Source organism: Pseudomonas purpurea, assembly GCF_039908635.1.
Lineage (GTDB): Bacteria > Pseudomonadota > Gammaproteobacteria > Pseudomonadales > Pseudomonadaceae > Aquipseudomonas > Aquipseudomonas purpurea.
The window spans coordinates 2,252,196-2,278,683 of record NZ_CP150918.1 but is presented as its reverse complement, the minus strand read 5'-3'; the positions used below and the strand labels follow the sequence as shown (position 1 = coordinate 2,278,683).

Below are 26,488 nucleotides of genomic sequence, written 5' to 3'. Positions count from 1 at the left end.
ATTCCGCACCGGGTCGAACAGCACGGATCCCGCTGACACGCGCCCCCACGCGTTGATTCAGGCTAAACCAACGGTTGGTGACTGGTCACGCAGTGGATGCCACCTCCACCGGCGGCGATGGCGTCGATGTTGAGCTGCACCACCTCACGGTCCGGGTAGAGTTCAGACAACAGCTCAAAGGCTCGGGCATCTGCCGCCCGGTCACCGAACTCGGGGGCAATGACCGCGCCATTGATCACGAAGTAGTTGATGTAGCCGGCCGCAAAGTCCGGGTTGTTGCGACTGAACGGGCTCTTTCGTGGGTTGAGCGGTGGCGACACGGTATGCACCTGCAGCTTGCGACCATCGGCGTCGGTGGCCTGCTTGAGAATCTCCAGGTGGGCCAGCGTCACGTTGTGATCGTAGGACCCAGGGTCGTTGTCGAGGTTGGCAATCACCACGCCCGGCGTGACAAAACGAGCGTAGAAGTCGACATGGGCGTCCGTGATGTCCTTGCCCTTGATACCCGGCAGCCAGATGATTTTGCGCAAGCCCAAGCGGGCCTTCAGTTCCTCTTCAACCTCAGCCTTGCTCCAGTCGGGGTTGCGGTTGGAATTGACCCAACTGCTTTCGGTCATGATCCCCGTGCCGTGACCATCGACTTCGATACCACCGCCCTCGCCCACCGACTCGCTGCGGATGTAACGGGCACCCACGGTGCTGGCAACCCGTTCGGCCACCTGCGCATCCGCTTTATGCTGCTGCTTGTTGCCCCAGCCGTTGAAATTGAAACCCACGGCACCGATCCCGCCTTTCCCATCAATGACAAAGTTGGCCCCGGTATCGCGCATCCAGATGTCGTCGAGCTCGGTGATCACGTAGGTGATGTTGGCAGTACCGCAGTGCTCTTCGGCCAGGTCCCGCTCGCTCTCGCGACAAAACACAGTCACTGGCTCGTAGCCGGCGATGGTACGAGCAATCAGGCCAATGGCCTCCTGCACGTCAGGGGTGGAGTCCTCCCAGATGGCCTCTTGTGCGCCAAAAGCGACGAAGGCCTGTCGGTGTTTATCGCCCTCATCCGGCATGCGCCAACCGCCCGGTGCCGCCGCTTGCACGGGCAAGGGCGTCAGGCCCAGTCCGATGGACACCGCGGCACCCAGTCCGGCGACAACCGATACCTGCTTGATGAACTCGCGACGAGTCGACATGTGCTGATTCCTGAATGTTTTTTCTGAAGTCATTTCAACGTGGCCGTCTTGAACTTGGTCCAGGCCCGCATGCGCGCCCGCATATCGGATTGGGGAATGTCCTTGCCAGGAATCAGCCGCTCATAAGTGGCCTCATCGAGGTAAATATCCGGGTTGTTGCGCATCATCGCATCGACACCCGAACGCGCCTTGGCATTGGAGGTGGGGTAACCGGTGAAGTTGCTGATGGCCGCCATATTCTCGGGACGCATGACGAAGTTGATGAACGCATAGGCGTACTCCGGGTGTCTGGCGTCGACAGGTATCGCCATGGTGTCCATCCAGACTGTCGTGCCTTCACGGGGAACGCGGTACTGGAACGTGGTTTTCTTGCCAGCGGTATCCGCCGTCCGCTGCGCCTGCGTCATGTCCCCGCTGTAACCCAGCGACAGGCACAAGTTACCGTTTACCAGATCGGTCACCGGCTGCGACTGGAACTTGCGGATGTACGGTCGCAGCTTGAGCAACAGCTCACTCGCCGCAGCCAGGTCCTCAGGCTTTGCACTGCGCGGCTCGCGACCGAGGTAGTTGAGCACCACCGCCAGCACTTCATCGGGCGAGTCGATCATCGAGATTCCACACTCGGCAAACCTCGCAGCCAGCTCCGGTTTGAACAGCATGTCCAGGCTATTGACCGGGGCATCCGGCATACGCTGTTTGATCTGCTCGGCATTGTAGGTCAGGCCGATGGTGCCCCAGGTGTAAGGGACGGTGGCCTGGCTCGAATGTACATAATGGGTACGCAGCTTCTGCAAACCGGGTTCGATGTCATCCAGGGCCGTGAGTTTTGTACGGTCCAGCGGCAGCAGGCTGCCGGCGCGCATCAAGCGCTCGGCAACGGTGTCACCCGGGAAGATCAGGTCATAACCGCTTCCACCGGCCAGCATCTTGGCTTCGAGCGTCTCACTGCCATCCATGACGTCGTAGATCACGTTGATCCCGGTTTCGGCGGTGAATCGAGTCAGGGTGTCCTCGGCAAAATAGTCAGCCCAGTTGTACAGCCTGAGGGTTTTCTCCTGCGCGTGCAGCGACGGCAAGGTAGCGCTCAGCGCCAATCCCAAGGCACCGCTCAACAGCTTGTGGGAAATGCGCATGTCAAACCCCTTGAGTGTTCCAGCGTGCATTGATGTGACGACCATCCTGGCTCAACAGCGCCCCGTACATGTCCGGACGGCGGTCGCGATAGATGCCCCAGCTCAGGCGCTCTTCGCGCATGGCGGTCAAGTCCAGGCTGTGCACCCACACGCCGGTGCTGTCGCGGTCGGCCTCGGCGAGCAATGTGCCCTTGTGGTTGCAGATAAACGACGAGCCATAGAAGCTCATCTGCAAGGCTGGATCGGTGGTCGCCACTTCTCGCCCCACGCGGTTGGCCGCCACGACCGGCAAGAGGTTGGCGGCGGCATGGCCACGCATGGTCATCTGCCAGTGGTCACGTGAATCCAGGGCTGCGCAGCCAGGCTCAGAGCCAATGGCAGTGGGGAACAGCAAGACTTCGGCACCCATCAGCGCCAGGCAGCGTGCCGTTTCGGGGAACCACTGGTCCCAGCAAATCCCCACGCCGATGCGCCCAAACGCCGTGTCCCAGACTCGAAAACCCGTATCGCCGGGGCTGAAGTATTCCTTCTCCTGGTAACCGATGGCGTTGGGGATGTGGGTCTTGCGGTACACTCCCAGCAGGCGCCCGTCGGCATCGGCCACACTCAAGGAGTTGAAGTAGGCATTGCCCGCCTTCTCGAACCAACTCAGCGGCAGTACCACCCCCAACTCCTTGGCCAGCGCGGCAAAACGCTTGAGAACAGGGCTGTCTTTGTACACTTCGGCCAACGCCAGGTGTTTGTGACTTTGCTCGATGCAGAAATACGGCGTGGCAAACAGCTCCTGCAACAGGATGACCTGGGCGCCCTTGGCCGCCGCCTCACGCACACACTGTTCAGCCTGATCGAGGTTGTGTGACAAGTCCCAGGTGCAGGGCATCTGGGTGGTCGCAATCGTCAATAGCGTCATGGCATCAGCCCTCCACCGGCCAGGCAGGCTGTTGCTGCGTGATGCAATGCACACCGCCACCGCCATGGGCCAGATGATTGATTCGCACCGGTACCACTTCATGCTCGGGGAAGGTCTGAGCCAACACGTTCGCCGCCGCGTTGTCGGCCTCGACGCCATAGGCCGGCATGATGATCGCGTTGTTGGCGATGTAGAAGTTGGTGTAGGAGGCGCAAAACACTTCAGCGTCGGTGTCCACGGCATCAGTGGCTTCATACAACTCGATCAGGTCGAACTGTCGGCCCCGGGCATCGGTGGCCAATTCCAGCGCGCGACGGTTTTCCCGCACCACCTCGGCGTACACCGAACGCTTGTCGTGAGTGGCGTCCACCAGCAACACGCCGGGGCGCGCGAAGGCGCATACGCCATCGACATGGCCGTCCGTCATGTCGCCGGTGACATAGTCCGGATCGCCCGGCAGCCAAATGGTCTTCTTCACACCCAGCAGACGCGTGAAAATGTCCTCCATCTCAGCCTTGCTCATGCCTGGGTTGCGATTGGGGTTGAGCAGCACAGACTCGGTGGTGATCAGCGTGCCCTCGCCGTCCACATGAATGGCCCCGCCTTCGTTACTCAGCGGGGTTGCAAAGCACTGCACGCCCAGATGATTGAGTGCGCGGCGTGCCAGGCTTTCGTCCAGATCATGGGCCGACTTGCCGCCCCACGCGTTGAAGCGCCAGCTCACACCCGCCAACCCTTGTTGCGGGTGACAGACGAAGCTCGGGCCGGAGTCCCGGCACCAACTGTCGTTGACGGCCAGTTCGATCAATTCAATGTTGGCCCCACACAACGCTTTGGCACTGGCGACAGCGGACGGGTCGACGACCATTTTCACCGGTTCGAAACGGGCAATGGCTTTGGCCACGCGAGCGAAGTCCTGCTGCACCAGCGGCAACGTGACGCCCCAACCCGACTCCCAAAGTGCCTGGTTATGCGGCCAGACCATCCAGGTCGCGGCGTGCCGAACCCACTCTGCCGGCATCCACCAACCCCTGTTTAGAATTTCATTCTGCTGCATGACATGCTGCATGATACAAAGCCCTTTTAGTTAAGCCATTGTGTTCAACAAAACTGCCTTGGCGGTCTTGGCATGCATGCTACGGCTGTAAAAACGGGCAAACAAACGATGGATTTTGCAGAAAAGTGATTAGGAAAACTTATCAATATGCTCAAGCACTGGCCACCCCTCAGCACCCTTCGCGGCTTTGAAGCCGCCGCCCGGCTGGGCAGTTTCCACAAGGCCGCTGCCGAGCTGCACCTCACCCAATCGGCCATCAGCCAGCAAATCCGCAGCCTTGAGGCGTACCTTGAGCAGCCTCTGTTCTTTCGCAGCGGACGCAGCGTCAGCCTGACGGATGCCGGCCACGACCTGCTCAGCACCACCCAGGCGCTGCTGCAACAACTGGCCGTCGGCATACGTCGTCTCGGGCAGTATCAGAAACCCAACCAACTGGTGCTCAACACCACCCCGGCGTTCGCCCGTCACTGGCTGCTGCCACGCCTGGGGGATTTCCGTCGTCAGCATCCGGAAGTCGATCTGTGGATTTTCAGCACCGATGAAGTCCCGGACATGACCAGCGAAACCATTGACCTCGCCGTGCGGGATGACATCAGCTCCCAAGCCGAGTGCAGCTTCAAGGTGCTGCACGCAGACCGCCTCTACCCAGCTTGCCACCCGAGCCTGTTGACGGTGCCCCTTGAGCAGCGCACAACCCTTCACGGCGAGCGGGAAATGGACTGGAGCCACTGGGCCGTGGAGGCTGGCATTGATGTCGGCCAGAAAGATCAGGGGTTGAACTTCTCCGACCCCGGCCTGCTGCTGGACGCCGCGTGCGCGGGACTCGGGATCGCCCTGGTCAGCCAACTACTGAGTCGGCAGGCGCGCGCCAACGGCCTGCTGCAACCCTTGGTGGAGCAAACCATTCGCGGTCCGAACTGGGCCTTGTTGACCCATCGCGACAGCGAGAACAATGTGCTGGCGCGAAGCTTCAGCGAATGGCTGCTGAACAATCTGGAAGCAGCAAGCCCGACAACCTGACAGTTCCAGGCCCGGCCTTTGGCCCCTTGCTCGATAGAGGGCGCGTTGACATACGCACTGCGTAATAACTCCTGAACGCCGCGGGGAATGTTGATGCAGTTACGTATATTGAGATCGTCCAGGGCTGCCATGAACTAGGCCGGACTGCCTGGACGGCATTGATGATCGTGAAGACCCCGGCAGCGCTATCTCCCATCGATACCGATGCTCTGGGTTCGAAAGGATCAATCTGCGCAAGAGAAAGGGGATCAATGAGCCCATTGCGCTTGTGCGCGAGCAGTTGGCCAAAGTCGCAGCTACGTATCCCTGTATCGGCAATCAGACTCATTGATCATTGCCCAGCTCAATGTTGGGCGTTTTCCATTTAAACAAATGGAGATGCATTGGCATGCAAGCAGCAGCCATGCACTAGTTTTTTTATCAAAACAATTTCTGCGCGTCTAATAACCTTTTTCTCCGGCCTTATAGGTCCGGGAAATAACCCTCCCCCGTCAAGGTCAGCCGCTGTAGCAACATGCGCATACGCCTATGAAAACGCATGACATCACGCCTTGAAGACCTGTGAAAACACTGCACTTGTGCTGCCCATGACACCGTAAGTCGTTTCCTGCCGACAGCTCATCGGTATTCCCTCATCCAGACGAATACCATCAGCAACCCGGTCATTGCTCGTCTAAGCTTCAAATCCCAAAAGGAGCACAGCCATGGAAGACAAGGATCAAGTCTATTTCGCGCTCTATAACCTGAATCTGACTCAGCTCGCCATCAGTGCAGCCCTTGAAGACTTGACGGCATTAGTCGAAGAGTTTGGCCGCCTCGAGCCAGAGACCTCCAGATCACTGAAGCGTCATCTATCGACTATCGAGAGAAACTCCGACCGCTCCTGTGAAGCGATCTATGCGCTAGTCAGCTCACACGCCACACCTGAATCTCTCTGGTCGCCGCCTCCCCGCTGACCCCTCTTCAGCTTGGCGCTTGAGTAATGGATTCCAGGTACGCTTGCGCCAACGCTGCATCGCCCACCATTAACGCCTCAAGCCCCCTCAATCCAAGCCAGACACTCTTCAGGCCATACATTTCAATTGAGTAACATTTCTACTCTATAGAAATAAGTCGGACATCTTCCAGCAAAGGACGCAGGGCACTCTATGCAAACCCCTCACAAGGAAACCAGTGTGCTGGTATTCGCCCTGCACCCTATTACCGCCGTCGGCTCCGCTTTACTCAGTCCGTGTTCAATCGACACCTCTAATCGCCCCCTGCCCGACGAAGAAAGACGAGACCCAAACCGGTCAGTCGCGACATGCAGAAAACAGCCACATCCAGGCAGTTCGACAGCGCCTGGATTCAAGCCGTGACCGGCAATATGACCTGGCGCTTCTGACGCCCGGCCACCGAATAAAATGATATTACCCATGGAGTAAGAATATGAGCCTGACCAGGAAATTATTTGTCGGCGTTGCCTTGACCAGCCTGCTGCTCGGCGGTTGCACCTCAAGAGTCACGGAGAAGGAACAGTACTCAGGGTTTCTTCCCAACTACAACAACCTGCAAGAATTCACCACACCCAGCGGCGAGAAGACCATGCGCTGGGTGACCCCATCCTGGAACCCGAACGCTTATGACACGGTAGCCTTCAAGCGACTGGAACTGTACCCGACGCCGCAACCCAATGAACGGGTCAACCGTCAGACCCTGGACCAGTTGCAAACCTACATGACGAATAATGCCAAGAGTGTACTGGGCCAAAAGTACCGCATGGTGCCGAACCTCCAGTCGGCCCCCGCCGGTTCGCGAACCCTGGTCGTACGCGCTGCGATTACTGGGGTCAGCGCGTCCAACGAAGGCATGAAATGGTATGAAGTGGTTCCGGTTGCGGCCGCGATAGGCGCGACTCAGGCGGCCACCGGCCACCGCGATCAAGAGACCGAGTTGTACATCGAGGCTGAGATGATCGACGCGAGTAACGGCCAGACCGTGGCCAAAGTAGTGCGCAAGGTCTTCGGTGAACAATTGAGAAATGCGAGCCAGCAGGTTACCGCCAACGACTTCAAAGCCGCGATCAAAAAGCTGAACAGCGATATGCAGGCATTCATCAAATAGCAATGACCAAGTCATTCACCCAGGCGCGGGACGACTCGAAGGCTTACGAAAACGTATCGGCTGGCGAGCGCCCCACCTTTCACGAGATTCGAGCGCTCGGCGCATGGCTGTACGAGCAGCAGGGTTTTGCACAGGAGTACATTCAGGGTTTGATGGGTCACGCAGATGTGAAGATGACCGAGCACTATCAGGCTGGGCACGGTGATGACGCGGTGGTTTACATGAAGGTGAAAGCCGACCTGAAAGTGTAGCGCGGTGGTCGTTTGCCCAAAGTATTCCCAAAGTTTGCCCAAACGCCAGACAACAAAAAAGGGCCCACCTTTCGGTGAGCCCTTCTAGACCGCCCAGCAGAGCGGATTTTGTTTGGTAGGCGCGATTGGACTCGAACCAACGACCCCCACCATGTCAAGGTGGTGCTCTAACCAACTGAGCTACGTGCCTGCTGTGAGGCGGCATTCTACGGAATTCCGGAAGGGTGTCAACACCTTTTTTTCACCTAACCCTATGAATATGCAAAATATTTAATTTCGGGCCCCTGAAGAAGCGTTTCCGGTGGCTGGTAGCTGTTTTTTAACTCAGGTAGGATCAACACACTCGTAAAAAATATAAAACAGAGGTTGCAGAATGGCGAACACGCCCTACCCAGAGTCCTATTACGCGGCATCCGCCAATGCGACCCCGCCACGGCCGTTGCTGCAGGATGATGTAGAAACTGACGTCTGCGTAATCGGTGCCGGCTATACCGGCCTCTCCAGCGCACTGTTCCTGCTGGAGAGCGGTTTTCGGGTGACCGTGCTGGAAGCTGCCGGGGTGGGGTTCGGGGCGTCGGGCCGCAACGGCGGCCAGATCGTCAACAGTTACAGCCGTGACATCGACGTCATCGAACGCAGCGTAGGCCCCAAGCAGGCGCAACTGCTTGGGCAGATGGCATTCGAAGGCGCCAAGATTATTCGCGACCGGGTTGCCAGGTATCAGATCCAGTGCGACCTGAAGGACGGCGGCGTATTCGCCGCCATCACCCAGAAACAGATGAACCACCTCGAATCACAGAAGCGCCTGTGGGAGCGTTTCGGCCACACGCAACTGGAACTGCTGGATCAGCGCCGTATACGCGACGTCGTGGCCTGCGAGCAGTACGTGGGCGGCATGCTCGACATGAGCGGCGGCCACATCCACCCCCTGAACCTTGCACTGGGTGAAGCGGCAGCTGTCGAATCACTGGGGGGCACCCTTTACGAGCAGTCGCCCGCCGTGCGCATTGAGCGCGGTGCCAATCCGGTAGTACACACCCCAAAAGGCAGAGTCAGGGCCAAGTTCATCATCGTCGCCGGCAACGCCTACCTGGGCAATCTGGTGCCTGAACTCGCCGCCAAGTCGATGCCCTGCGGCACACAGGTCATTACGACCGAACCGCTGGGCGATGAGCTGGCAAGAACCCTGCTACCTCAAGACTACTGCGTCGAAGACTGCAACTACCTGCTCGACTATTACCGACTGTCCGGCGACAAACGCCTGATCTTCGGTGGCGGCGTGGTGTATGGGGCACGGGATCCGGCCAACATCGAAGCGATCATTCGACCGAAGATGCTCAAGGCCTTTCCACAACTTGAAAAAGTGAAGATTGATTACGCCTGGACCGGCAACTTTCTGCTGACCTTGTCCCGGCTACCGCAGGTAGGACGCCTGGGCGATAACATCTACTACTCACAGGGCTGTAGCGGCCATGGCGTGACGTACACCCACCTGGCGGGCAAAGTACTGGCCGAAGCGCTACGCGGCCAGGCAGAGCGCTTTGACGCCTTTGCCGACCTTGCGCACTACCCCTTCCCTGGCGGCCAGTTGCTGCGCACGCCATTCGCCGCGCTGGGCGCCTGGTATTACGGCCTGCGCGACAAGTACGATTTCTGATTCAGCTTTAGCGCAGAAACAAAAAAACCGCCAACAGGCGGTTTTTTCGATTCGGGACTTAAGCGGCGCCTTGACAGGCTGGAAGCTAAATCCCGAAAACAAAAAACCCCGGTCTTTCGACCAGGGTCTTTGCTATCGACTCGAAGTAGCCATCGGCTCTCTTCGTAGCATCAAGGCGTTCAGTGGGCCTTGGTGCAGATATGGCGCAGCGGACGGGACTCGAACCCGCGACCCCCGGCGTGACAGGCCGGTATTCTAACCGACTGAACTACCGCTGCGTATCGCTTTGGACTTTCGCCCAATTAACTCGTCTGATTGCAAAGCTTCGAGGCTTTTCAATCTCGAACCAGGAATACCTGACTCGGAAAATATGGCGCAGCGGACGGGACTCGAACCCGCGACCCCCGGCGTGACAGGCCGGTATTCTAACCGACTGAACTACCGCTGCGCGTCGGTGGAGGCTTTTGACAGCTTCCATCTTGCTTTCGCAAGACTCTCAAGAAGTGGTGGGTGATGACGGGATCGAACCGCCGACATTCTGCTTGTAAGGCAGACGCTCTCCCAGCTGAGCTAATCACCCGTTTGCTTCTCCGAGGCCGCGAAATTTACGCAGATACCGAAGCTAAGTCAATAGCAGCGTTAGAGTTTTTTTCAAAAACAGCTTTTGGCGACAAGCTTCCAGCGAGAAGCAAAAGCACTTCGCGCAGGCAAGCAAGACACCCACCTGCTTTTACTGACCGTTTGCAGCTTGCAGCGTGAAGCGACCTTTCACTGCGCGTAGACCATTTTCTTGGTCATGCCACCATCAACCACAAATTCCTGCCCGGTGACAAACCCGGCATTCCTGGACAGCAGCCAAGCCACCATCGCCGCCACATCCTCGACCGCCCCTACCCTGCCCGCCGGGTGCTGAGCATGATCGGCCTCGCTCAAGGGTTCGGCACGCCGCGCCGAAGGATCACGCGCATCGATCCAGCCCGGGCTGACGGCATTGACCCTGATCTCCGGCCCCAGACTGATCGCCAAGGCGTGGGTCAGGGCTAACAACCCGCCCTTGCTCGCCGCATAGGCCTCGGTATCGGGCTCCGACTGACCGGCACGAGTCGAAGCCAAATTGACGATGGCACCGCCATGAGCGCGCAAATAAGGTGCGCAGTGCTTGGCCAGCAACATAGGACCACTGAGGTTCACCGCCAGCACGCGATTCCAGTAAGCCAGGTCGAGACTTTCCAGTGTGATGTTGTGCGGATCAGCGACCGCCGCGTTACACACCAGCGCATCAAGACGCCCGAACTGCCCGAGCACCTCGGCAATCCCGAGGGTAACCTGCTGTTCGTCCGCAACATCCATGGTGATGAACCAGGCGTTCTCGCCAAGCGCCTTCGCCACTTTCGAGCCACGCAAGCGATCAAGGTCGGTCAACACAACCTGCCAACCTTCCGTGATCAGCCAGGCCGCAATACCCAAACCAATGCCGCGAGCGGCACCCGTGACCAATGCAACGCGGCCATTGGCGCCGGATGTCGGCGTGGACAGCTCGATCACAACGCCGCCAACCCGCGCGCCAGATCGGCTTGCAGGTCTGCCACGTCTTCGAGGGCCGACCGCAATGCGAATCAAGCTGTCACGAATCCCAGCCGCTTCACGCTCTTGCGGCGCCAGGCGACCGTGGGAAGTGGTGCTTGGGTGAGTGATGGTGGTTTTGCTGTCGCCCAGGTTGGCAGTGATGGAAATCAGGCGGGTCGCATCGATAAAGCGCCAGGCGCCTGCTTTGCCGCCCCTGACCTCGAAACTCACCACCGCACCGAAACCTTTTTGCTGACGCTGGGCCAGTTCGTGCTGCGGATGACTCTTGAGACCGGCGTAATGCACTGCCTCGATGCCATCCTGCTGCTCCAGCCACTCAGCCAACTGCTGAGCATTGGCGCAGTGCGCCTTCATGCGCAGATTCAAGGTTTCCAGACCCTTGAGGAAGATCCAGGCATTGAACGGACTCAGGGTCGGCCCGGCGGTGCGCAAGAAGCCAACAACTTCTTTCATCTGCTCACTGCGACCCGCCACCACACCGCCCAGGCAACGACCCTGACCATCAATGAACTTGGTCGCCGAATGCACCACGATGTCCGCGCCCAGCTTCAACGGCTGCTGCAAGGCCGGCGTGCAGAAGCAGTTGTCGACCACCAGCATCGCACCCTTGGCGTGCGCCACCTGCGACAACGCTGCGATATCCACCAGCTCGGCCAGAGGATTGGACGGCGACTCAACGAACAACAATTTGGTGTTGGCCTTGATCGCAGCGTCCCAGCCAGAGAGGTCAGCCAGCGGCACGTAGTCGACTTCAACGCCAAAGCGCTTGAAGTACTTCTCGAACAGGCTGATGGTCGAGCCGAACACACTGCGCGATACCAGCACATGGTCGCCAGCGCTGCACAGGCTCATGACCACCGCCAGAATGGCTGCCATGCCCGTCGCGGTTGCAACCGCCTGCTCAGCGCCTTCCAGCGCCGCAATACGCTCTTCGAAAGCACGCACGGTCGGGTTGGTGTAACGCGAGTAGACGTTGCCCGGCACTTCGCCGGCAAAGCGCGCAGCAGCGTCGGCAGCGGTACGGAACACATAGCTTGAGGTGAAGAACATCGGATCACCGTGCTCGCCTTCTGGCGTACGGTGCTGACCGGCACGTACGGCCAGGGTGTCGAACGCTACGCCCTCGAGGTCGCTGTCCAGCCGACCGGCATCCCAATCCTGACTCATGCTGCCCACTCCTTGCTTTTTCTCTGGATATATACGCAAACCGGCCCATAAGGGCCGGTGATTACTCAGTTGTTGTACAGATCAATGATCGCGCTGACTGCCTGCGTCTTGACCTTGGAGGCATCGTTACGCGCCTGCTCGATCTTGTTCAGGTAAGCCTCGTCGATGTCGCCGGTCACGTATTTGCCGTCGAACACTGCACAGTCGAAGTTTTCGATCTTGATCTTGCCGCCGCCGACCGCTTCGATCAGGTCCGGCAGGTCCTGATAAATCAGCCAGTCTGCACCAATCAGATCAGCCACATCCTGGGTCGAACGATTGTGAGCGATCAACTCATGAGCGCTCGGCATGTCGATGCCATACACGTTCGGGTAACGTACCGCTGGTGCCGCCGAGCAGAAGTAAACGTTCTTGGCGCCGGCTTCGCGTGCCATTTGAATGATCTGCTTGCAGGTGGTGCCGCGAACGATGGAGTCGTCCACCAGCATCACGTTCTTGCCGCGGAATTCCAGCTCGATGGCGTTGAGCTTCTGGCGTACGGATTTTTTCCGCGCAGCCTGGCCCGGCATGATGAAGGTGCGGCCGATGTAGCGGTTCTTCACGAACCCTTCGCGGAACTTCACGCCCAGGTGATTCGCCAGTTCCAGCGCCGCAGTGCGGCTGGTGTCCGGAATCGGGATGACCACGTCGATGTCGTGCTCTGGACGCTCGCGCAGGATCTTCTCGGCGAGCTTCTCACCCATGCGCAGACGCGCCTTGTACACCGAAACGCCGTCGATGATCGAATCCGGACGCGCCAGGTAGACGTGTTCAAAGATGCAAGGCGTGAGTTTCGGGTTGGTCGCGCACTGACGGGTATGCAGCTTGCCCTCTTCAGTGATGTAGACCGCTTCGCCCGGCGCCAGGTCGCGGATCAGGGTGAAGCCGAGCACGTCCAGGGACACGCTTTCAGAGGCGATCATGTACTCGACACCTTCGTCGGTATGACGCTGGCCGAACACAATGGGGCGAATGCCGTTCGGGTCGCGGAAACCGACGATGCCGTAACCGGTCACCATCGCCACGACTGCGTAACCACCCCGGCAACGGTTGTGCACGTCGGTGACGGCAGCGAACACGTCTTCTTCAGTCGGCTGCAACTTGCCGCGCTGGGCCAGCTCGTGAGCAAACACGTTGAGCAGTACTTCGGAATCGGAATTGGTGTTGACGTGGCGCAGGTCAGATTCGTAAATCTCCTTGGCCAGTTGCTCAACATTGGTCAGGTTGCCGTTGTGTGCCAGCGTGATGCCGTACGGCGAGTTGACGTAAAACGGCTGGGCCTCGGCCGAGGTCGAGCTGCCCGCAGTCGGGTAACGCACATGGCCAATGCCCATGTGGCCGACCAGGCGCTGCATGTGACGCTGCTGAAACACGTCACGAACCAGGCCGTTATCCTTGCGCAGGAACAACCGGCCATCATGGCTGGTCACGATACCGGCAGCGTCCTGGCCGCGGTGCTGGAGGACGGTTAGCGCGTCATACAGCGCCTGATTGACGTTCGACTTACCGACGATACCGACGATGCCACACATGCGACGCAACCCCTACTTAATGGATCTGAACTGAACACATCTCACTGAGGCGTTTTGGCCGTCGGCAAGAGATGCTCCTTGAACGGTATATCAGCGGGTACGCTGATACCGCTGGCAAGCCACTGACTGCTCCAACCCAGAATCAGGTTTTTGGACCAATCTGCAACCAATAGAAATTTTGGCACGAGCTGTGAGTCTTTCCACCACCCGTCCTGCTGTACCGGCCCCAGGCTCAACAGCCCGACCGCCACGACCACCAGCAACACGCCACGCGCGGCGCCAAAGGCCATGCCGAGGAATCGATCGGTCCCGGATAGCCCGGTAACGCGAACCAACTCGCCGATAAGATAATTGATCATTGCGCCTACCACTAAGGTGGCGACAAACATGATGGCACAGCCCGCGATCACGCGAGCCGACGGTGTTTCGATGTATCCGGCGAGGTACTCGGACAATGAGCCACCGAACATCCAGGCGACGACTCCTGCGATGATCCAGGTCACCAGCGATAGTGCTTCCTTGACGAAGCCGCGGCTCAGACTGATCAAAGCAGAGATGGCGACGATAGCAACGATCGCCCAGTCAACCCAGGTAAATGGCACAGTGCAGCCTACAGACGGATAAGGCGGCGCATTTTAGCAGAGCCCATGGCTGTCGGTAAGCTGCGATTGTCAGTGCTTTTGAAATCAATCGCTTGGGATTAACCGCGCTCAGGCTGAAAGCGCACGACAAAGCCCTTAAGGTTTTGCTGACGACCCAGCAAATCACGCAGGCGATCTGCTTCGGCGCGCTCGATCAGCGGCCCGACAAACACCCGATTCTTGCCTTCAGCCGAGCGAATATAGGCGTTGTAGCCTTGGCTGCGCAGGGTCTTTTGCAAGCTTTCGGCGCTTTCGCGGCTCGACAGACTCGCCAACTGCACCGACCAACTGACCGACAAACCATTGGCATCGACACGACGCTGAGTCACGTCCGGCTTGCTCGGCGCCACTGCAACCGGTTGCACCGGTGCAGGCTTGGGAGCAGGAGGTGGCGCAACCGGCTTGCTGACAACCACCGGCGCCGGGACAGGGACAGGGACCGGAGCAACCGGCACACTCGGCGCAACAGGTGCGGCCGGCACTACTTGCTGAGCAACTTCGTCATCGCTGGGAATTGGCTCCTGAGGCAAGGCTTGCGGCTCGGGCACGATCACCGGTTCAACCTGAACTTGCGCCATCGCCGGCGCTTGTGGCGCGGCAGGTGCCTGGACACTGATCTGGCGCTGCTCATCCTCACGGGTAAACAGCATCGGCAGGAAAATCACCGCCAACGCCACCAGAACCAGAGCCCCGACCATGCGCTGCTTGTACGCGTTATCCAGCAAAGCCATTTGCAGCCTCCTCCGTGGAGCGCCGAGCCAACCACTCGAGCGCCTCGGCAACACAATAAAATGATCCGAACAGCAGGATTTCATCCTCGGCTGTCGCCAGCACGCACTGCCCTTCAAGGGCCGCCGCAACGCTTGCATAGGACGTCACCGACGCCCCAAGGTTCTGCAAGGCACCCTGCAAATCAGCTACCGGACGAGCGCGAGCGGAATCGAGCGGGGCAACCGCCCAGTGCTGGACACTAGCACTCAACTCAGCCACCACACCGCCTAAATCCTTGTCGGCCAGCAAACCGAACACCGCCAGGCGCTTGCCCACCAGCGGCCGGTGCGCCAGACGCTGCGCCAAATACTGCGCAGCATGGGGGTTATGCCCCACATCCAGCATCAGGTTCAGACGCTTGCCCTGCCAGTTGAACTGACGACGATCAAGACGCCCGACCACGGCGGTCGCTTTCAAGGCCTCGACAATCGTATCGGCCTGCCACGGCAAGCCCAGCAGCGCATAAGCCTGAAGGGCCAGGGAAGCGTTTTCCATCGGCAGATCGAGCAACGGCAAATCGTGCAGCTCAAGCTCGCGCCCTTGCCCATCGACTCCGCGCCATTGCCAGTTCTGCTCGGTGATGCCCAAATCGAAATCGCGACCGCGCAGGAAGAACGGACAATTGAGCTCGCGAGCCTTGTCCAGCAGCGGTTGCGGGGGATTGAGATCACCGCAGAGCGCGGGCGCGCCCTGACGGAAAATACCGGCTTTTTCGTAGGCCACGGACTCACGGGTATCACCCAGGTAATCCGCGTGATCGACTCCAATGCTGGTGACCAGCGCCATGTCGGCATCGACCACGTTGACCGTGTCCAGGCGCCCACCCAGCCCGACTTCCAGCACCACCGCATCGAGCCCGGACTGCTGAAACAGCCAGAACGCCGCAAGCGTGCCCATTTCGAAGTAGGTCAAGGACGTGTCGCCACGGCCGACTTCAACCGCGATAAAGGCGTCACACAGCTCGGCGTCGGTCGCCTCGACACCATTGACCTGCACTCGCTCGTTGTAACGCAGCAAGTGCGGAGAACTGTAGACACCCACCTTGAGCCCTTGCGCCCGCAGCAACGAAGCCACGAACGCACAGGTAGAACCCTTGCCGTTGGTGCCGGTGACCGTAATCACCCGAGGCGCCGGCTTGCCCAGCCCCATACGGGACGCTACCTGTTGCGAACGCTCCAGCCCCATGTCGATGGCCGATGGATGCAACTGTTCCAGGTAGGCGAGCCACTCGCCAAGGGTGCGCTCGGTCATAGGTTTGCAGGGACCGGCGGAACCACGATCGGCTCGATTGGCGCAGCCACGAACTCAGGCGTCGGCAACCCCATCAGTTGAGCCAGCAGGTTACCCAGGCGCGGACGCAGCTCATGACGTGCAATGATCATGTCGATCGCACCGTGCTCCAGCAGGAACTCGCTGCGCTGGAAGCCTTCCGGCAGTTTTTCACGCACGGTCTGCTCGATCACACGCGGACCTGCAAAACCGATCAGAGCCTTTGGCTCGCCAACGATCACGTCACCCAGCATCGCCAGACTGGCGGAAACGCCGCCGTAGACCGGGTCGGTCAGCACGGAGATGAACGGAATGCCTTCTTCGCGCAAACGCGCCAGCACCGCAGAGGTCTTGGCCATTTGCATCAGCGAGATCAGCGCTTCCTGCATCCGCGCACCACCGGAAGCAGCGAAGCAGATCATCGGGCAGCGATTTTCCAGGGCGTAGTTGGCGGCGCGCACGAAGCGCTCACCGACGATTGCACCCATCGAACCACCCATGAAGGAGAACTCGAACGCCGACACCACGACCGGCATACCCAACAGGGTGCCACTCATGGAGATCAGGGCGTCTTTTTCGCCAGTCTGCTTCTGCGCGGCGGTCAGGCGGTCCTTGTACTTCTTGCCGTCACGGAATTTCAGACGGTCAACCGGCTCCAGGTCTGCGCCCAGCTCGGCACGGCCTTCAGCGTCAAGGAAGATGTCGATCCGCGCACGCGCGCCGATGCGCATGTGGTGGTTGCACTTGGGGCAAACATCCAGGGTTTTTTCCAGTTCCGGACGATAGAGCACAGCCTCACAGGAAGGGCATTTGTGCCACAGACCTTCAGGCACCGAGCTCTTCTTCACCTCGGAACGCATGATCGAAGGGATCAGTTTGTCTACTAACCAGTTGCTCATGCTTTCTTTCTCCAGTACCGGCGGCCCGGACACTCTGGTCCCAGGCCCCGCGTATGCCCTTGAGCTAAATTCATGTGTGCGGCGATGAGAGTTCGCTGCCGCGGTCGGCACGGGGCCGTGACCTGCCTGCAACGCAACCCATCCTCAGCCATCCCGACACCCGCACAGAGCGGTTGTCACTTAGGTTTCGGCCGTCCGAAGGCGGCGCCAGCCTGCTGTGTACAGTGAACTTATGGACGGCGGCAGACTGCCAGCCGTCACATCGACGATGCAGCGCCGCGTACAGCTTGCATAAACGCGCGAATCTTCGCGTGATCCTTGATGCCCTTGCTCTGCTCTACCCCGCCACTGACGTCAACCGCATAGGGGCGAACCCGGGCGATGGCATCGGCCACGTTGTCCGCAGACAGACCGCCCGCCAGGATAATCGGCTTGCTCAACCCTTGCGGAATCAGTGACCAGTCGAACGCTTCACCCGTACCACCGGGAACACCCTCGACATACGTGTCGAGCAGAATCCCGCTGGCGCTGGCGTAGGCCTTGCAACTGGCGGCGATATCGTCACCGGCCTTGACCCGCAGTGCCTTGATATACGGACGATGGTAACCCTCGCACTCGGCAGGGCTTTCATCGCCATGAAACTGCAACAGATCCAGCGGTACCGCATCGAGGATCTCACCCAGCTCGCAACGGCTGGCGTTGACGAACAACCCCACGGTGGTCACGAACGGCGGCAACGCCTTGATGATCGCGCGCGCCTGCTGCACGGTCACCGCTCGCGGGCTTTTGGCATAAAACACAAAACCAATCGCATCCGCCCCCGCTTCGACCGCAGCCAGCGCATCCTCTATGCGGGTAATCCCACAAATTTTGCTGCGAACGGCTGGCATGTCGTTTGAACCTCAGGGCAAATCCGGGAAAGTCCCGGATGGTAACAAAAGCGTTCGAAGGCGTCAGCCGTCAAGTTCCGTGAACCCTGTCAGGAAATGCGGACCGACATAACGCTCCGGCAACTGGAATTCGTCATGGTACTCGACCTGCACCAGGTACAAGCCAAACGGATGGGCCGTCACCCCGCCCGAGCGGCGAGCCCGGCTCTCCAGCACGTCCCTGGCCCACTCCACCGGACGCTCGCCCGCACCGATGGTCATCAACACCCCGGCGATGTTGCGCACCATGTGGTGCAGGAACGCACTGGCACGAATATCCAGCACGATCATCTTGCCGTGCCGGGTGACGCGCAGGTGGTGGATTTCCTTGATCGGCGACTTGGCCTGGCACTGACCGGCGCGGAATGCACTGAAATCGTGAGTGCCCAGCAAGTGCTGGGCCGCCTCGGACATGCGTTGCACGTCGAGGGGGCGATGATTCCAGGTCACTTCTTCGTTGAGGTGCGCAGGACGGATCTGATCGTTGTAGATCACGTAACGATAGCGCCGGGCGATGGCCTTGAAACGCGCATGGAAATGCGCGGGCATGACCTTGGCCCAACTGACGCTGATGTCATGGGGCAAGTTGATATTGGCGCCCATGACCCAGGCCTTGAGCGAGCGGTCGACCTGGGTGTCGAAATGCACCACCTGGCCGCACGCATGCACGCCCGCATCGGTGCGGCCCGCGCAATGCACGGACACCGGCGAATCGGCCACTTTGGACAAGGCTTGCTCAAGGGTTTGCTGCACGGTTGGCACGCCGGACGCCTGACGTTGCCAGCCGCAGTAGCGCGAGCCTTTGTATTCAACGCCCAGAGCGACCCGAAAAAAGCCGTCGGCCGCCATTTCGGCGGCCGGGTTATCTATATTTGCCAAGGAGTAACAGCCTGCTGATCAACGCAAAGGCAGGCATTATAAGGCCGCAAGACCGGGACGCCATGTTCGCCGCACTTTTTGTTTCACGCACAGCGCAGCACACAACGATTGCATCCGGCCACCCTTCATCGCTATATAGATAGCTACATAGCGAAGCTCATGAAAACCACCGAGACCTGATGAATGAGTGTCATACAAAAAGAAGCGGTCGGATTGGCCTACAGCCTGGAAGGCATGCTCCACGCCAAACACAAAACCTGGGAAGCCATCGACGAAATGGCCCAGCGCATCAAACCCGGGCAACTGGAGTCCGAAGCCCGCGCCATGGGCCCTGGAGGTCCTCAATGAACTGGGCATGGACCGCATCTGGCATCCTGCGCTGATCCGCTTCGGCGAAAACACCCTGAAAACCTTCAAGGAACGTTCCGACGGCGACCCGATGCTGGGCGAGAACGATATTTTCTTTATCGACCTGGGCGTGGTCTGGGACCGTCATGAAGGGGATTGCGGTGCAACCTACACCACCGGTCACGACCCGGAGATGATCGCATGCGCAGCGGCGGCAAAAACCCTGTTTGATCGCGTCCATGATTACTGGCGCACCCATCAGGTTGCCGGCCCCGACCTGTATCGCTACGCCGACGAACAGGCGAAAGCGCTGGGCTGGGTGCTTAACCTGGATATCAAGGGCCACCGGGTCAGCGACTTCCCGCACGCGATCTACCGTGCAGGCGACCTGGGCAACTTCGAGGCATGCCCGAACGTTGGCTTGTGGATCCTCGAAATCCAGATCGCCCACCCTACCCGTCCGTTCGGTGCGTTTTATGAGGATTTGTTGGCTTAATCAGCCGCAACATCAACGTTGAATGTCATGACCTCATCGCGAGCAGGCTCGCGATGGCGATTGACCAGGCGCCACTACTCATCGCACAAACAAAAACGGCAGCCTTAATGGGCTGCCGTTTTGTTTACCACCTGCCGCTCATCACGCCAGACGCGTCAGCATCTCCTTGGCTTCGTTCTTCTGACCGGCATCCCCCTCGCTCAGGACTTCACTGAGAATGTCCCGAGCACCGTCGTTGTCACCCATGTCGATGTAGGCTTGCGCCAGATCGAGCTTGGTGGCGACTTCGTCAGTACCTGCCAGGAAGTCGAACTCCGGCTCACCGATATCGATCGCTGCGTCTTCGGCCGTGTAGCTCGGTGTCGCCGCTGGCTGCTCCAGGCTCTGGGACAAGCGCTCCAGCTCCGCATTGACATCATCGAGCTCGGCGGCAAACGCGTCCGGCTCGGCATGGGCGTCCATCTCATCGGCCAGCGACAGATCGAAATCCGCTGGCAGCTCCAGATCGTCAGCCAGGCCTTCGGAAAGCGTTGGCACGTCGGCCACCGGCAAATCCTTCAGGTCATCGTCCAGATTCAGCAGGAAATCATCATCGCTCAAGGTCGGGACGGCGGTACCGGCGGCACCCAGATCCAGATCGAAGTCCGACAGGTCGTCCAGGTTTTCCGTGGCGTCAGTCTGCTGTTGCAGAACCGACTCGAAACTCAAGTCGTCGTCCAGCGGGAACTCATCCAGCTCGGGCTCAGGCTCGACTTCAGCAGCAACAGGCTCAGGCTCAGACACCGGAGCAGTCACGGCCACAGCCGGTTTTTCCAGGTCATCCAGGCTCAGGTCGAAAGCCGCATCCAGCTCAGCATGCTCTGCCGGCGCCTCAGGCTCAGGCTCAGGCTCAGGCTCGTCGAGCAACAGCTCCTTGACGTACTGGGCGTCCAGCTCGGCTGCGATTGCAGCCGCCGCGATACCTGCAACAGCCACCACAGCCATCGCCGGGAAACGCTTCTTGAGCTGCTCGACTTCTGCGTAGTTCTTGCCGTTAGCCACCAGTTGGCGCTCTTGCGCGATAAACGCGTCACGATCGCCCTGCCCGCCGTAGACTTCCATCAACTTCAAGCGCAGGTCGCTGCGTTGCGGCTCCTGCTTGATCGCCTCTTCAAGAATCGCGGCAGCCTGGTTCAGGCGACCGTTCTCGATATGCGACTGGGCTTGTGCCAGCACATCATCCGAACGCTCGGCGGCGGGAGCCACCAGCGGAGCGGCGATAGGCTCGGCCATGACTACCGGCGCAACTACCGGCGCCGGCTCAGGAGCTGGAGCTGGAGCTGGAGCTGGAGCTGGAGCTGGAGCAAGCTTGACGCTCGGCGGCGGAACTTCCAGGCCTTCGAAGCTGCTTTCCGGCAGGTCCAGGTCGGCGGAGAAATCAGTTTCCTCAGCCAGTGCCCGCGCCATGCGCACATGCTTCTCGGCTTCCTGCTGAGCCTTGCGACGACGCGCCAGCAGCAACAGCAAAAGCAACATCGCCACCGCGCCACCGCCCACCAGGCCCAACAACACCGGATTGGTCAGCAGCTCGTTGAATTTCTGATCGTCGCCCGCCACCGGTGCCGGAGTTTCTACTGGCGCAGGGGCCGGGGCCACCTCCGGCACGACGGCCGGGATAACCGGTGCCGGCGCGACCTCGACCACTGGCGCTGCCGGCGCGGCAACCAGCTCAGCCGCCATCGGTGCCGCAGGCTGAGCAGCAGCCAGAGTCGGAGCCGCCGGGGCTGCGCCTTCGGCCTGCAACTTGGCCAGTTGATTGTTTTTCAGCTCAATCAGACGTTCCAGCTTGTCGAGCTGGCTTTGCAGGTCGGTCATGCGGCTTTTCAGCTCGGCATTGTCGCGCCGGGTCGTATCGAGGCTTTCCTGGGTCACTGCCAACTTGTTGCTGATGGCTTTGCTGTCGCCCGCCGCGCCCTTGCCATGCGCCTTGCCAGACTCCGCAGAGACCAGGCTCAGGTTGTCCTTGGCGGCAACTGGCGAAGGTGCCACGTCAGTGCGAGCACGCTTGGTCGCATCCAACTGCCGGGGCTGGGTGCGTGTTGCCGTGCGGCGACCCTGACGCCAGGCTGCGTTCTGTGCGGCAACTTCGGCGATCGCCTTGGGTTGCGCCAGGGTGGTGCTCTGCACAGCGTCCGGCAGGCGCAGGACCTTGCCGGTTTTCAGTCGATTGATGTTGCCATCAATAAAGGCATCCGGGTTCAGCGCCTGAATCGCCAGCATGGTTTGCTGGATCGAGCCGCCATTACGCGCCTTGGCAGCGATTTCCCAGAGGGTATCGCGCGGCGTGGTGGTGTAACGGGCAGCCTTGGTGGCGCCGGTCACCGGCGCGGTAACTGCCTGGGCCGGCGCAGGTTGCGCGGCCGCATCGGCGGTTTGCGGCGAGAATTTGGACGGATCGAGCAACACGCTGTAATCGCGCAGCAGTCGACCGTTAGGCCACATCACTTGCACCAGGAATTTCACCATGGGCTCGGAGAGTGGCTGACTCGATGTCACGCGCAGGATGCTCTTGCCGTTGGCATTGAGCATCGGGGTAAACGTCAGGTCATTGAGGAACGCCTGACGATCAACGCCAGCCTTTGCGAAATCATCGACCGATGCCAGGCTCGGGACCACTTCGGCCGCCGTGAGATCCTTGACATCGAGCAACTCGATTTCCGCAACCAGGGGCTGGTTCAGCGTCGACTTCAGGGTCAGTTCCCCAAGCCCAAGGGCATGCGCCATACCGGAGGACAGCGCCGAGGCGGCCGCTATTGCTAACGCCAGTTTGCGAACTTGAACCATAGCCTCATCCTTTCTTTGAACATTCCTCGGCCAGCGAGAAGGTGTTAATAGCCGCTGCCGTAAGGCATTGCGCGCCGCTTCGAGATGTCGTTGCGCGCGATTATTTCACTTATGCCTTGGAAGCCCCAGATGGCGGCTCGCCTCAAGCGTTCAGGCCAAGCATAGCGCTCGGCTAGAATCATTCTGTAAATTGTTGCCAAGTATCTTTTACGCAAGGCCTTTTATCAACAGCTCAGCCACCTGCACAGCATTGAGTGCAGCGCCTTTGCGTACGTTATCCGACGTCAACCACAGATTAAGCTCCGCCGGATCATCGACACCGGTCCGTACCCGGCCGACATAGACCACATCCTGCCCTACCGCATCGCCAACCGGCGTCGGGTAATCACCGGCCTCGACCAGCTCGACCCCCGGTGCCGATTCCAGCGCCGCGTTGACCGCGGCAAGGTCAATCGCCTTGGCTGACTGCAAGGTCACGCTAAAGCTATCGCCAAAAAACACCGGGGCTTGAATGCAAGTGACGGAAATCTTTAATAAAGGCTGCGCCATGACCTCACGCAGCTCGCGCACCAGACGCTTTTCCAGCAGCGTGTGGCCTTGCGCATCCGGCGTACCGACTTGAGCCAACAGGTTAAACGCCATCTGCCGATCGAAAAATTTCGGCTCCAGCGGACGCACGTTGAGCAATTCGGCGGTCTGGCGCGCCAGCTCGGTCACGGCTTCGCGACCTTGTGCGGACACGGCCAGGCTGGCCGTCAGGTTGACCCGTTGCAGATCCAGCAAACCGCGCAACGGCGCCAACACCACCGCCAGGGTCGTGGCCGAGGCGCTTGGGCTGCTGACCTGGAACGGTTTTTTCAGGCTCGCCAACACCTCGCCATTGGCTTCGGGCACGACCTGCGGCGCTTGCTCTGACGGCAGCGCGCCGGACAGGTCGATCACCATGCAGCCGGCAGCGCTGGCACGCGGCGCGAAACTCAGGGTTACCGCTGGCCCCGCCGCGAAAAACACCAGTTGAACCTTGCTGAAGTCGAATTCGTCGACTTCACGCACGCGCACATTCTTGCCACGAAACGGCACTGAATGCCCGGCCGACTCACTGCTGGCCAGCAGGTGCAGATTGGCGACCGGAAAGTCGCGTTCTTCGAGAATCTGGACGAGTGTTTCGCCGACAGTACCGGTGGCGCCGACGACGGCGATATCAAAGGACTGGTTCATGGTTCTACCTCAGGCGAAACGGGGGGAGCGGCACTTTACCGGGTGGCTGGCGGTGAGGCAATTCTGCTTGGAATATGGGGTGTGCGTGCCAACGCCATCGCGAGCAAGCTCGCTCCCACAGGGTTCAGTGATTTCCTTGTGGGAGCGAGCCTGCTCGCGATGGTGGCTTGCCTGACAATACAACGTCCATAAAAAAACCCGCGCCTCTTTCAAGGCGCGGGTTCTTTCATTGCATCAGCGGATCAACGCTCCAGCAGAATCCGCAGCATGCGACGCAGCGGTTCGGCCGCGCCCCACAGCAGTTGGTCGCCCACAGTGAAGGCGCCGAGGTATTGCGTACCCATGTTCAGCTTGCGCAGACGGCCAACCGGCACGTTCAGGGTACCGGTGACTTTCGTCGGGCTCAGCTCCTGCATGCTGATGTCACGCTGGTTCGGCACCAGTTTGACCCACGGGTTGTGCTGGCTGATCAGCCCTTCGATGTCGGCAATCGGCACGTCTTTGTTCAGCTTGATGGTCAGCGCCTGGCTGTGGCAGCGCATGGCGCCGATGCGCACGCAGATGCCGTCCACCGGGATCGGGCTCTTGAAGCGACCGAGGATCTTGTTGGTCTCGGCCTGGGCCTTCCACTCTTCGCGGCTTTGACCGTTCGGCAGCTCTTTGTCGATCCACGGGATCAGGCTGCCGGCCAGTGGCACGCCGAAGTTTTCAGTCGGGTAGGCATCACTGCGCATGGCTTCGGCGACACGGCGGTCGATGTCGAGGATGGCGCTGGCCGGATCGGCCAGTTGATCGGCGACAGCGGCGTGGGTTGCGCCCATTTGCTTGATCAGTTCGCGCATGTTCTGCGCGCCGGCACCGGAGGCCGCCTGATAGGTCATGGCGCTCATCCACTCCACCAGACCGGCTTCGAACAGACCGCCCAGGCCCATCAGCATCAGGCTGACGGTGCAGTTGCCGCCGATGTAGTTCTTGGTGCCCGCGTCGAGCTGCTGGTCGATGACCTTGCGGTTCACCGGGTCCAGCACGATCACCGCGTCATCCTGCATGCGCAGGCTGGAGGCGGCGTCGATCCAGTAACCCTGCCAGCCGGCTTCACGCAGTTTCGGGAAGACTTCGCTGGTGTAGTCGCCACCCTGGCAGGTCAGAATCACGTCGAGGGTTTTCAGCTCTTCAATGCTGTAAGCGTCCTTGAGCGGAGCAATGTCCTTGCCCACGGACGGGCCTTGGCCACCGACATTGGAAGTGGTGAAAAACACCGGCTCGATAAGATCGAAATCCTGCTCTTCCAGCATCCGCTGCATGAGCACGGAACCGACCATACCGCGCCAACCGATCAGACCTACACGTTTCATCGCAACTACACCCCTAACAAAAAGTGGGCCGCCTTCCGTCAGGCTGAGTAAAAACTACTGCACTCGGCAACGTTTCAACTCAGCCCGGTAATGAAAGCGGGGCCCGAGAGATTACAGATTCCGCAGCGCTGCGACTACTGCGTCGCCCATTTCCTGCGTTCCGACTTTCGCGCAACCTGGCGACCAGATGTCACCCGTGCGCAGCCCTTGATCCAACACCAGGCTGACCGCTTTTTCAATCGCATCGGCGGCAGACTGCTGATTGAAACTGTAACGCAGCATCATCGACACCGACAAAATCGTCGCCAGCGGGTTGGCAATGCCTTTACCTGCGATGTCCGGCGCCGAACCGTGGCACGGCTCGTACATGCCTTTGTTATTGGCATCCAGCGAGGCCGACGGCAGCATGCCGATGGAACCGGTGAGCATCGAGGCCTCGTCGGACAGGATGTCACCGAACAGGTTGTCGGTGACAATCACGTCGAACTGCTTCGGTGCGCGCACCAGTTGCATGGCCGCGTTATCCACGTACATGTGGCTCAGTTCGACATCCGGGTAGTCCTTGGCCACTTGTTCGACTATTTCGCGCCACAGTTGGCTGGACGCCAGCACGTTGGCCTTGTCCACCGAGCACAGTTTCTTGCCGCGAACACGCGCCATGTCGAAGCCGACACGGGCGATACGGCGGATCTCGCTTTCGCTGTACGGCAGGGTGTCGTACGCCTGACGCTCGCCGTTTTCCAACTCGCGAGTGCCGCGCGGGGCGCCGAAGTAGATACCGCCCGTCAGCTCACGAACGATCAGGATGTCCAGGCCAGAAACGATTTCCGGCTTCAGGCTCGACGCCTCGGCCAGTTGCGGGTACAGGATCGCCGGACGCAGGTTACCGAACAGACCCAGTTGCGCACGAATCTTCAGCAGGCCGCGTTCCGGGCGGATGTCACGTTCGATGGTGTCCCATTTCGGACCGCCCACCGCGCCCAGCAGCACCGCATCGGCAGCGCGAGCGCGAGCCAGGGTTTCGTCCGCCAGGGGCACGCCGTGCTTGTCGATGGCCGCGCCGCCGATCACATCAAAGCTCAGCTCGAAGCCCAGCGAATACTTGTCGTTGGCCAGCTCCAGCACCTTGACCGCTTCGGCCATGATTTCCGGGCCAATACCGTCACCTGGGAGAATCAGAATCTGCTTGCTCATGCTTTCCTCATGTCTTCAGTCGG

At 59.9% G+C, this 26,488-nt stretch carries 21 protein-coding genes, 4 tRNA genes and 2 pseudogenes; 6 read left to right on the top strand and 21 right to left on the bottom strand.

The window, feature by feature from the left end; genetic code table 11:
• Positions 1–62 precede the first annotated feature (62 nt).
• From AABM54_RS10290 to AABM54_RS10275, 4 genes are read right to left on the bottom strand one after another with little or no spacing between them, the layout of a single operon-like run.
• Positions 63–1,187 (bottom strand): agmatine deiminase family protein, encoded by a 1,125-nt coding sequence (locus tag AABM54_RS10290; RefSeq protein ID WP_347905264.1) that lies wholly within the window; start codon positions 1,185–1,187, stop codon positions 63–65.
• 29 nt (positions 1,188–1,216) lie between these two features.
• A complete protein-coding gene (locus AABM54_RS10285) occupies positions 1,217–2,320 on the bottom strand; it encodes an extracellular solute-binding protein (protein ID WP_347905263.1) in 1,104 nt (367 codons plus the stop codon).
• 1 nt (position 2,321) lies between these two features.
• On the bottom strand, positions 2,322–3,230 hold the full coding sequence (gene aguB / locus AABM54_RS10280) for an N-carbamoylputrescine amidase (protein ID WP_347905261.1): 909 nt from the start codon (positions 3,228–3,230) through the stop codon (positions 2,322–2,324).
• A 4-nt stretch (positions 3,231–3,234) separates the two neighbouring features.
• Complete coding sequence (locus tag AABM54_RS10275; RefSeq protein ID WP_347905259.1) at positions 3,235–4,287, bottom strand: agmatine deiminase family protein; 1,053 nt, start codon at positions 4,285–4,287, stop codon at positions 3,235–3,237.
• A gap of 147 nt (positions 4,288–4,434) precedes the next feature.
• On the opposite strand from AABM54_RS10275, the gene AABM54_RS10270 reads away from it, so the two are divergent.
• The 4 genes from AABM54_RS10270 (at position 4,435) to AABM54_RS10255 (ending at position 7,661) form a co-directional block, all read left to right on the top strand.
• Positions 4,435–5,307, top strand: coding sequence for a LysR substrate-binding domain-containing protein (locus AABM54_RS10270; protein WP_347905257.1), 873 nt, complete (start codon positions 4,435–4,437; stop codon positions 5,305–5,307).
• 704 nt (positions 5,308–6,011) lie between these two features.
• Positions 6,012–6,263 carry a hypothetical protein gene (locus AABM54_RS10265; RefSeq protein WP_347905256.1) on the top strand — a complete coding sequence of 84 codons (252 nt, stop codon included), beginning with the start codon at positions 6,012–6,014 and terminating at the stop codon, positions 6,261–6,263.
• A gap of 472 nt (positions 6,264–6,735) precedes the next feature.
• Positions 6,736–7,410, top strand: a complete 675-nt coding sequence (locus tag AABM54_RS10260; protein WP_347905254.1) for a DUF3313 domain-containing protein — start codon at positions 6,736–6,738, stop codon at positions 7,408–7,410.
• A gap of 2 nt (positions 7,411–7,412) precedes the next feature.
• Positions 7,413–7,661, top strand: coding sequence for a tyrosine-type recombinase/integrase (locus AABM54_RS10255; RefSeq protein WP_347905252.1), 249 nt, complete (start codon positions 7,413–7,415; stop codon positions 7,659–7,661).
• 113 nt (positions 7,662–7,774) lie between these two features.
• Here AABM54_RS10255 and AABM54_RS10250 read toward each other — a convergent pair.
• Positions 7,775–7,851, bottom strand: a tRNA-Val gene (locus tag AABM54_RS10250).
• A gap of 183 nt (positions 7,852–8,034) precedes the next feature.
• Here AABM54_RS10250 and AABM54_RS10245 point away from each other — a divergent pair.
• Positions 8,035–9,318, top strand: coding sequence for an FAD-binding oxidoreductase (locus AABM54_RS10245; protein WP_347905251.1), 1,284 nt, complete (start codon positions 8,035–8,037; stop codon positions 9,316–9,318).
• 201 nt (positions 9,319–9,519) lie between these two features.
• Here the strand turns inward: AABM54_RS10245 and AABM54_RS10240 are convergent.
• The 12 genes and pseudogenes from AABM54_RS10240 to truA form a co-directional block, all read right to left on the bottom strand.
• Positions 9,520–9,596 (bottom strand) — tRNA-Asp (locus AABM54_RS10240).
• A gap of 93 nt (positions 9,597–9,689) precedes the next feature.
• Positions 9,690–9,766: transfer RNA gene (locus AABM54_RS10235), tRNA-Asp, on the bottom strand.
• 56 nt (positions 9,767–9,822) lie between these two features.
• Positions 9,823–9,898, bottom strand: a tRNA-Val gene (locus AABM54_RS10230).
• Positions 9,899–10,086: 188 nt separating this feature from the next.
• Complete coding sequence (locus AABM54_RS10225; RefSeq protein WP_347905249.1) at positions 10,087–10,863, bottom strand: SDR family oxidoreductase; 777 nt, start codon at positions 10,861–10,863, stop codon at positions 10,087–10,089.
• Positions 10,860–12,072, bottom strand: a pseudogene (locus AABM54_RS10220) (O-succinylhomoserine sulfhydrylase). The gene AABM54_RS10225 and the pseudogene AABM54_RS10220 overlap by 4 nt, the downstream one beginning before the upstream one ends.
• Positions 12,073–12,137: 65 nt before the next feature.
• On the bottom strand, positions 12,138–13,643 hold the full coding sequence (gene purF / locus AABM54_RS10215; protein WP_347905247.1) for an amidophosphoribosyltransferase: 1,506 nt from the start codon (positions 13,641–13,643) through the stop codon (positions 12,138–12,140).
• A gap of 41 nt (positions 13,644–13,684) precedes the next feature.
• Positions 13,685–14,245: a CvpA family protein gene (locus AABM54_RS10210; RefSeq protein WP_347905246.1), complete on the bottom strand. Its 561-nt coding sequence runs from the start codon at positions 14,243–14,245 to the stop codon at positions 13,685–13,687.
• Positions 14,246–14,343: 98 nt separating this feature from the next.
• The gene (locus AABM54_RS10205) at positions 14,344–15,015 is read right to left on the bottom strand and encodes an SPOR domain-containing protein (RefSeq protein WP_347905245.1); all 672 of its coding nucleotides are present in this window, start codon (positions 15,013–15,015) and stop codon (positions 14,344–14,346) included.
• A complete protein-coding gene (folC, locus tag AABM54_RS10200) occupies positions 14,999–16,306 on the bottom strand; it encodes a bifunctional tetrahydrofolate synthase/dihydrofolate synthase (RefSeq protein ID WP_347905244.1) in 1,308 nt (435 codons plus the stop codon). Before folC ends, AABM54_RS10205 begins: the two co-directional genes overlap by 17 nt.
• The gene (gene accD / locus AABM54_RS10195; protein ID WP_347905242.1) at positions 16,303–17,223 is read right to left on the bottom strand and encodes an acetyl-CoA carboxylase, carboxyltransferase subunit beta; all 921 of its coding nucleotides are present in this window, start codon (positions 17,221–17,223) and stop codon (positions 16,303–16,305) included. The genes folC and accD overlap by 4 nt, the downstream gene beginning before the upstream one ends.
• A gap of 257 nt (positions 17,224–17,480) precedes the next feature.
• Positions 17,481–18,113, bottom strand: a complete 633-nt coding sequence (locus tag AABM54_RS10190) for a phosphoribosylanthranilate isomerase (protein WP_347905240.1) — start codon at positions 18,111–18,113, stop codon at positions 17,481–17,483.
• 63 nt (positions 18,114–18,176) lie between these two features.
• Positions 18,177–19,001: a tRNA pseudouridine(38-40) synthase TruA gene (truA, locus tag AABM54_RS10185; RefSeq protein WP_347906165.1), complete on the bottom strand. Its 825-nt coding sequence runs from the start codon at positions 18,999–19,001 to the stop codon at positions 18,177–18,179.
• A gap of 213 nt (positions 19,002–19,214) precedes the next feature.
• Between truA and AABM54_RS10180 the strand changes: the two are divergent.
• A pseudogene (locus AABM54_RS10180) lies at positions 19,215–19,875 on the top strand (M24 family metallopeptidase).
• 141 nt (positions 19,876–20,016) lie between these two features.
• On the opposite strand, the gene AABM54_RS10175 reads toward AABM54_RS10180, so the two are convergent.
• The 4 genes from AABM54_RS10175 to leuB all read right to left on the bottom strand — a co-directional run bounded on the left by AABM54_RS10175 (position 20,017) and on the right by leuB (position 26,465).
• Entirely contained in the window at positions 20,017–22,698 is a 2,682-nt protein-coding gene (locus AABM54_RS10175; RefSeq protein ID WP_347905238.1) for a FimV/HubP family polar landmark protein, read from the bottom strand.
• A 207-nt stretch (positions 22,699–22,905) separates the two neighbouring features.
• Complete coding sequence (locus AABM54_RS10170; RefSeq protein ID WP_347905237.1) at positions 22,906–23,916, bottom strand: aspartate-semialdehyde dehydrogenase; 1,011 nt, start codon at positions 23,914–23,916, stop codon at positions 22,906–22,908.
• Between the two features lie 242 nt (positions 23,917–24,158).
• Entirely contained in the window at positions 24,159–25,271 is a 1,113-nt protein-coding gene (gene asd / locus AABM54_RS10165) for an aspartate-semialdehyde dehydrogenase (protein WP_347905236.1), read from the bottom strand.
• A gap of 111 nt (positions 25,272–25,382) precedes the next feature.
• On the bottom strand, positions 25,383–26,465 hold the full coding sequence (gene leuB, locus AABM54_RS10160) for a 3-isopropylmalate dehydrogenase (protein ID WP_347905234.1): 1,083 nt from the start codon (positions 26,463–26,465) through the stop codon (positions 25,383–25,385).
• Positions 26,466–26,488 lie beyond the last annotated feature (23 nt).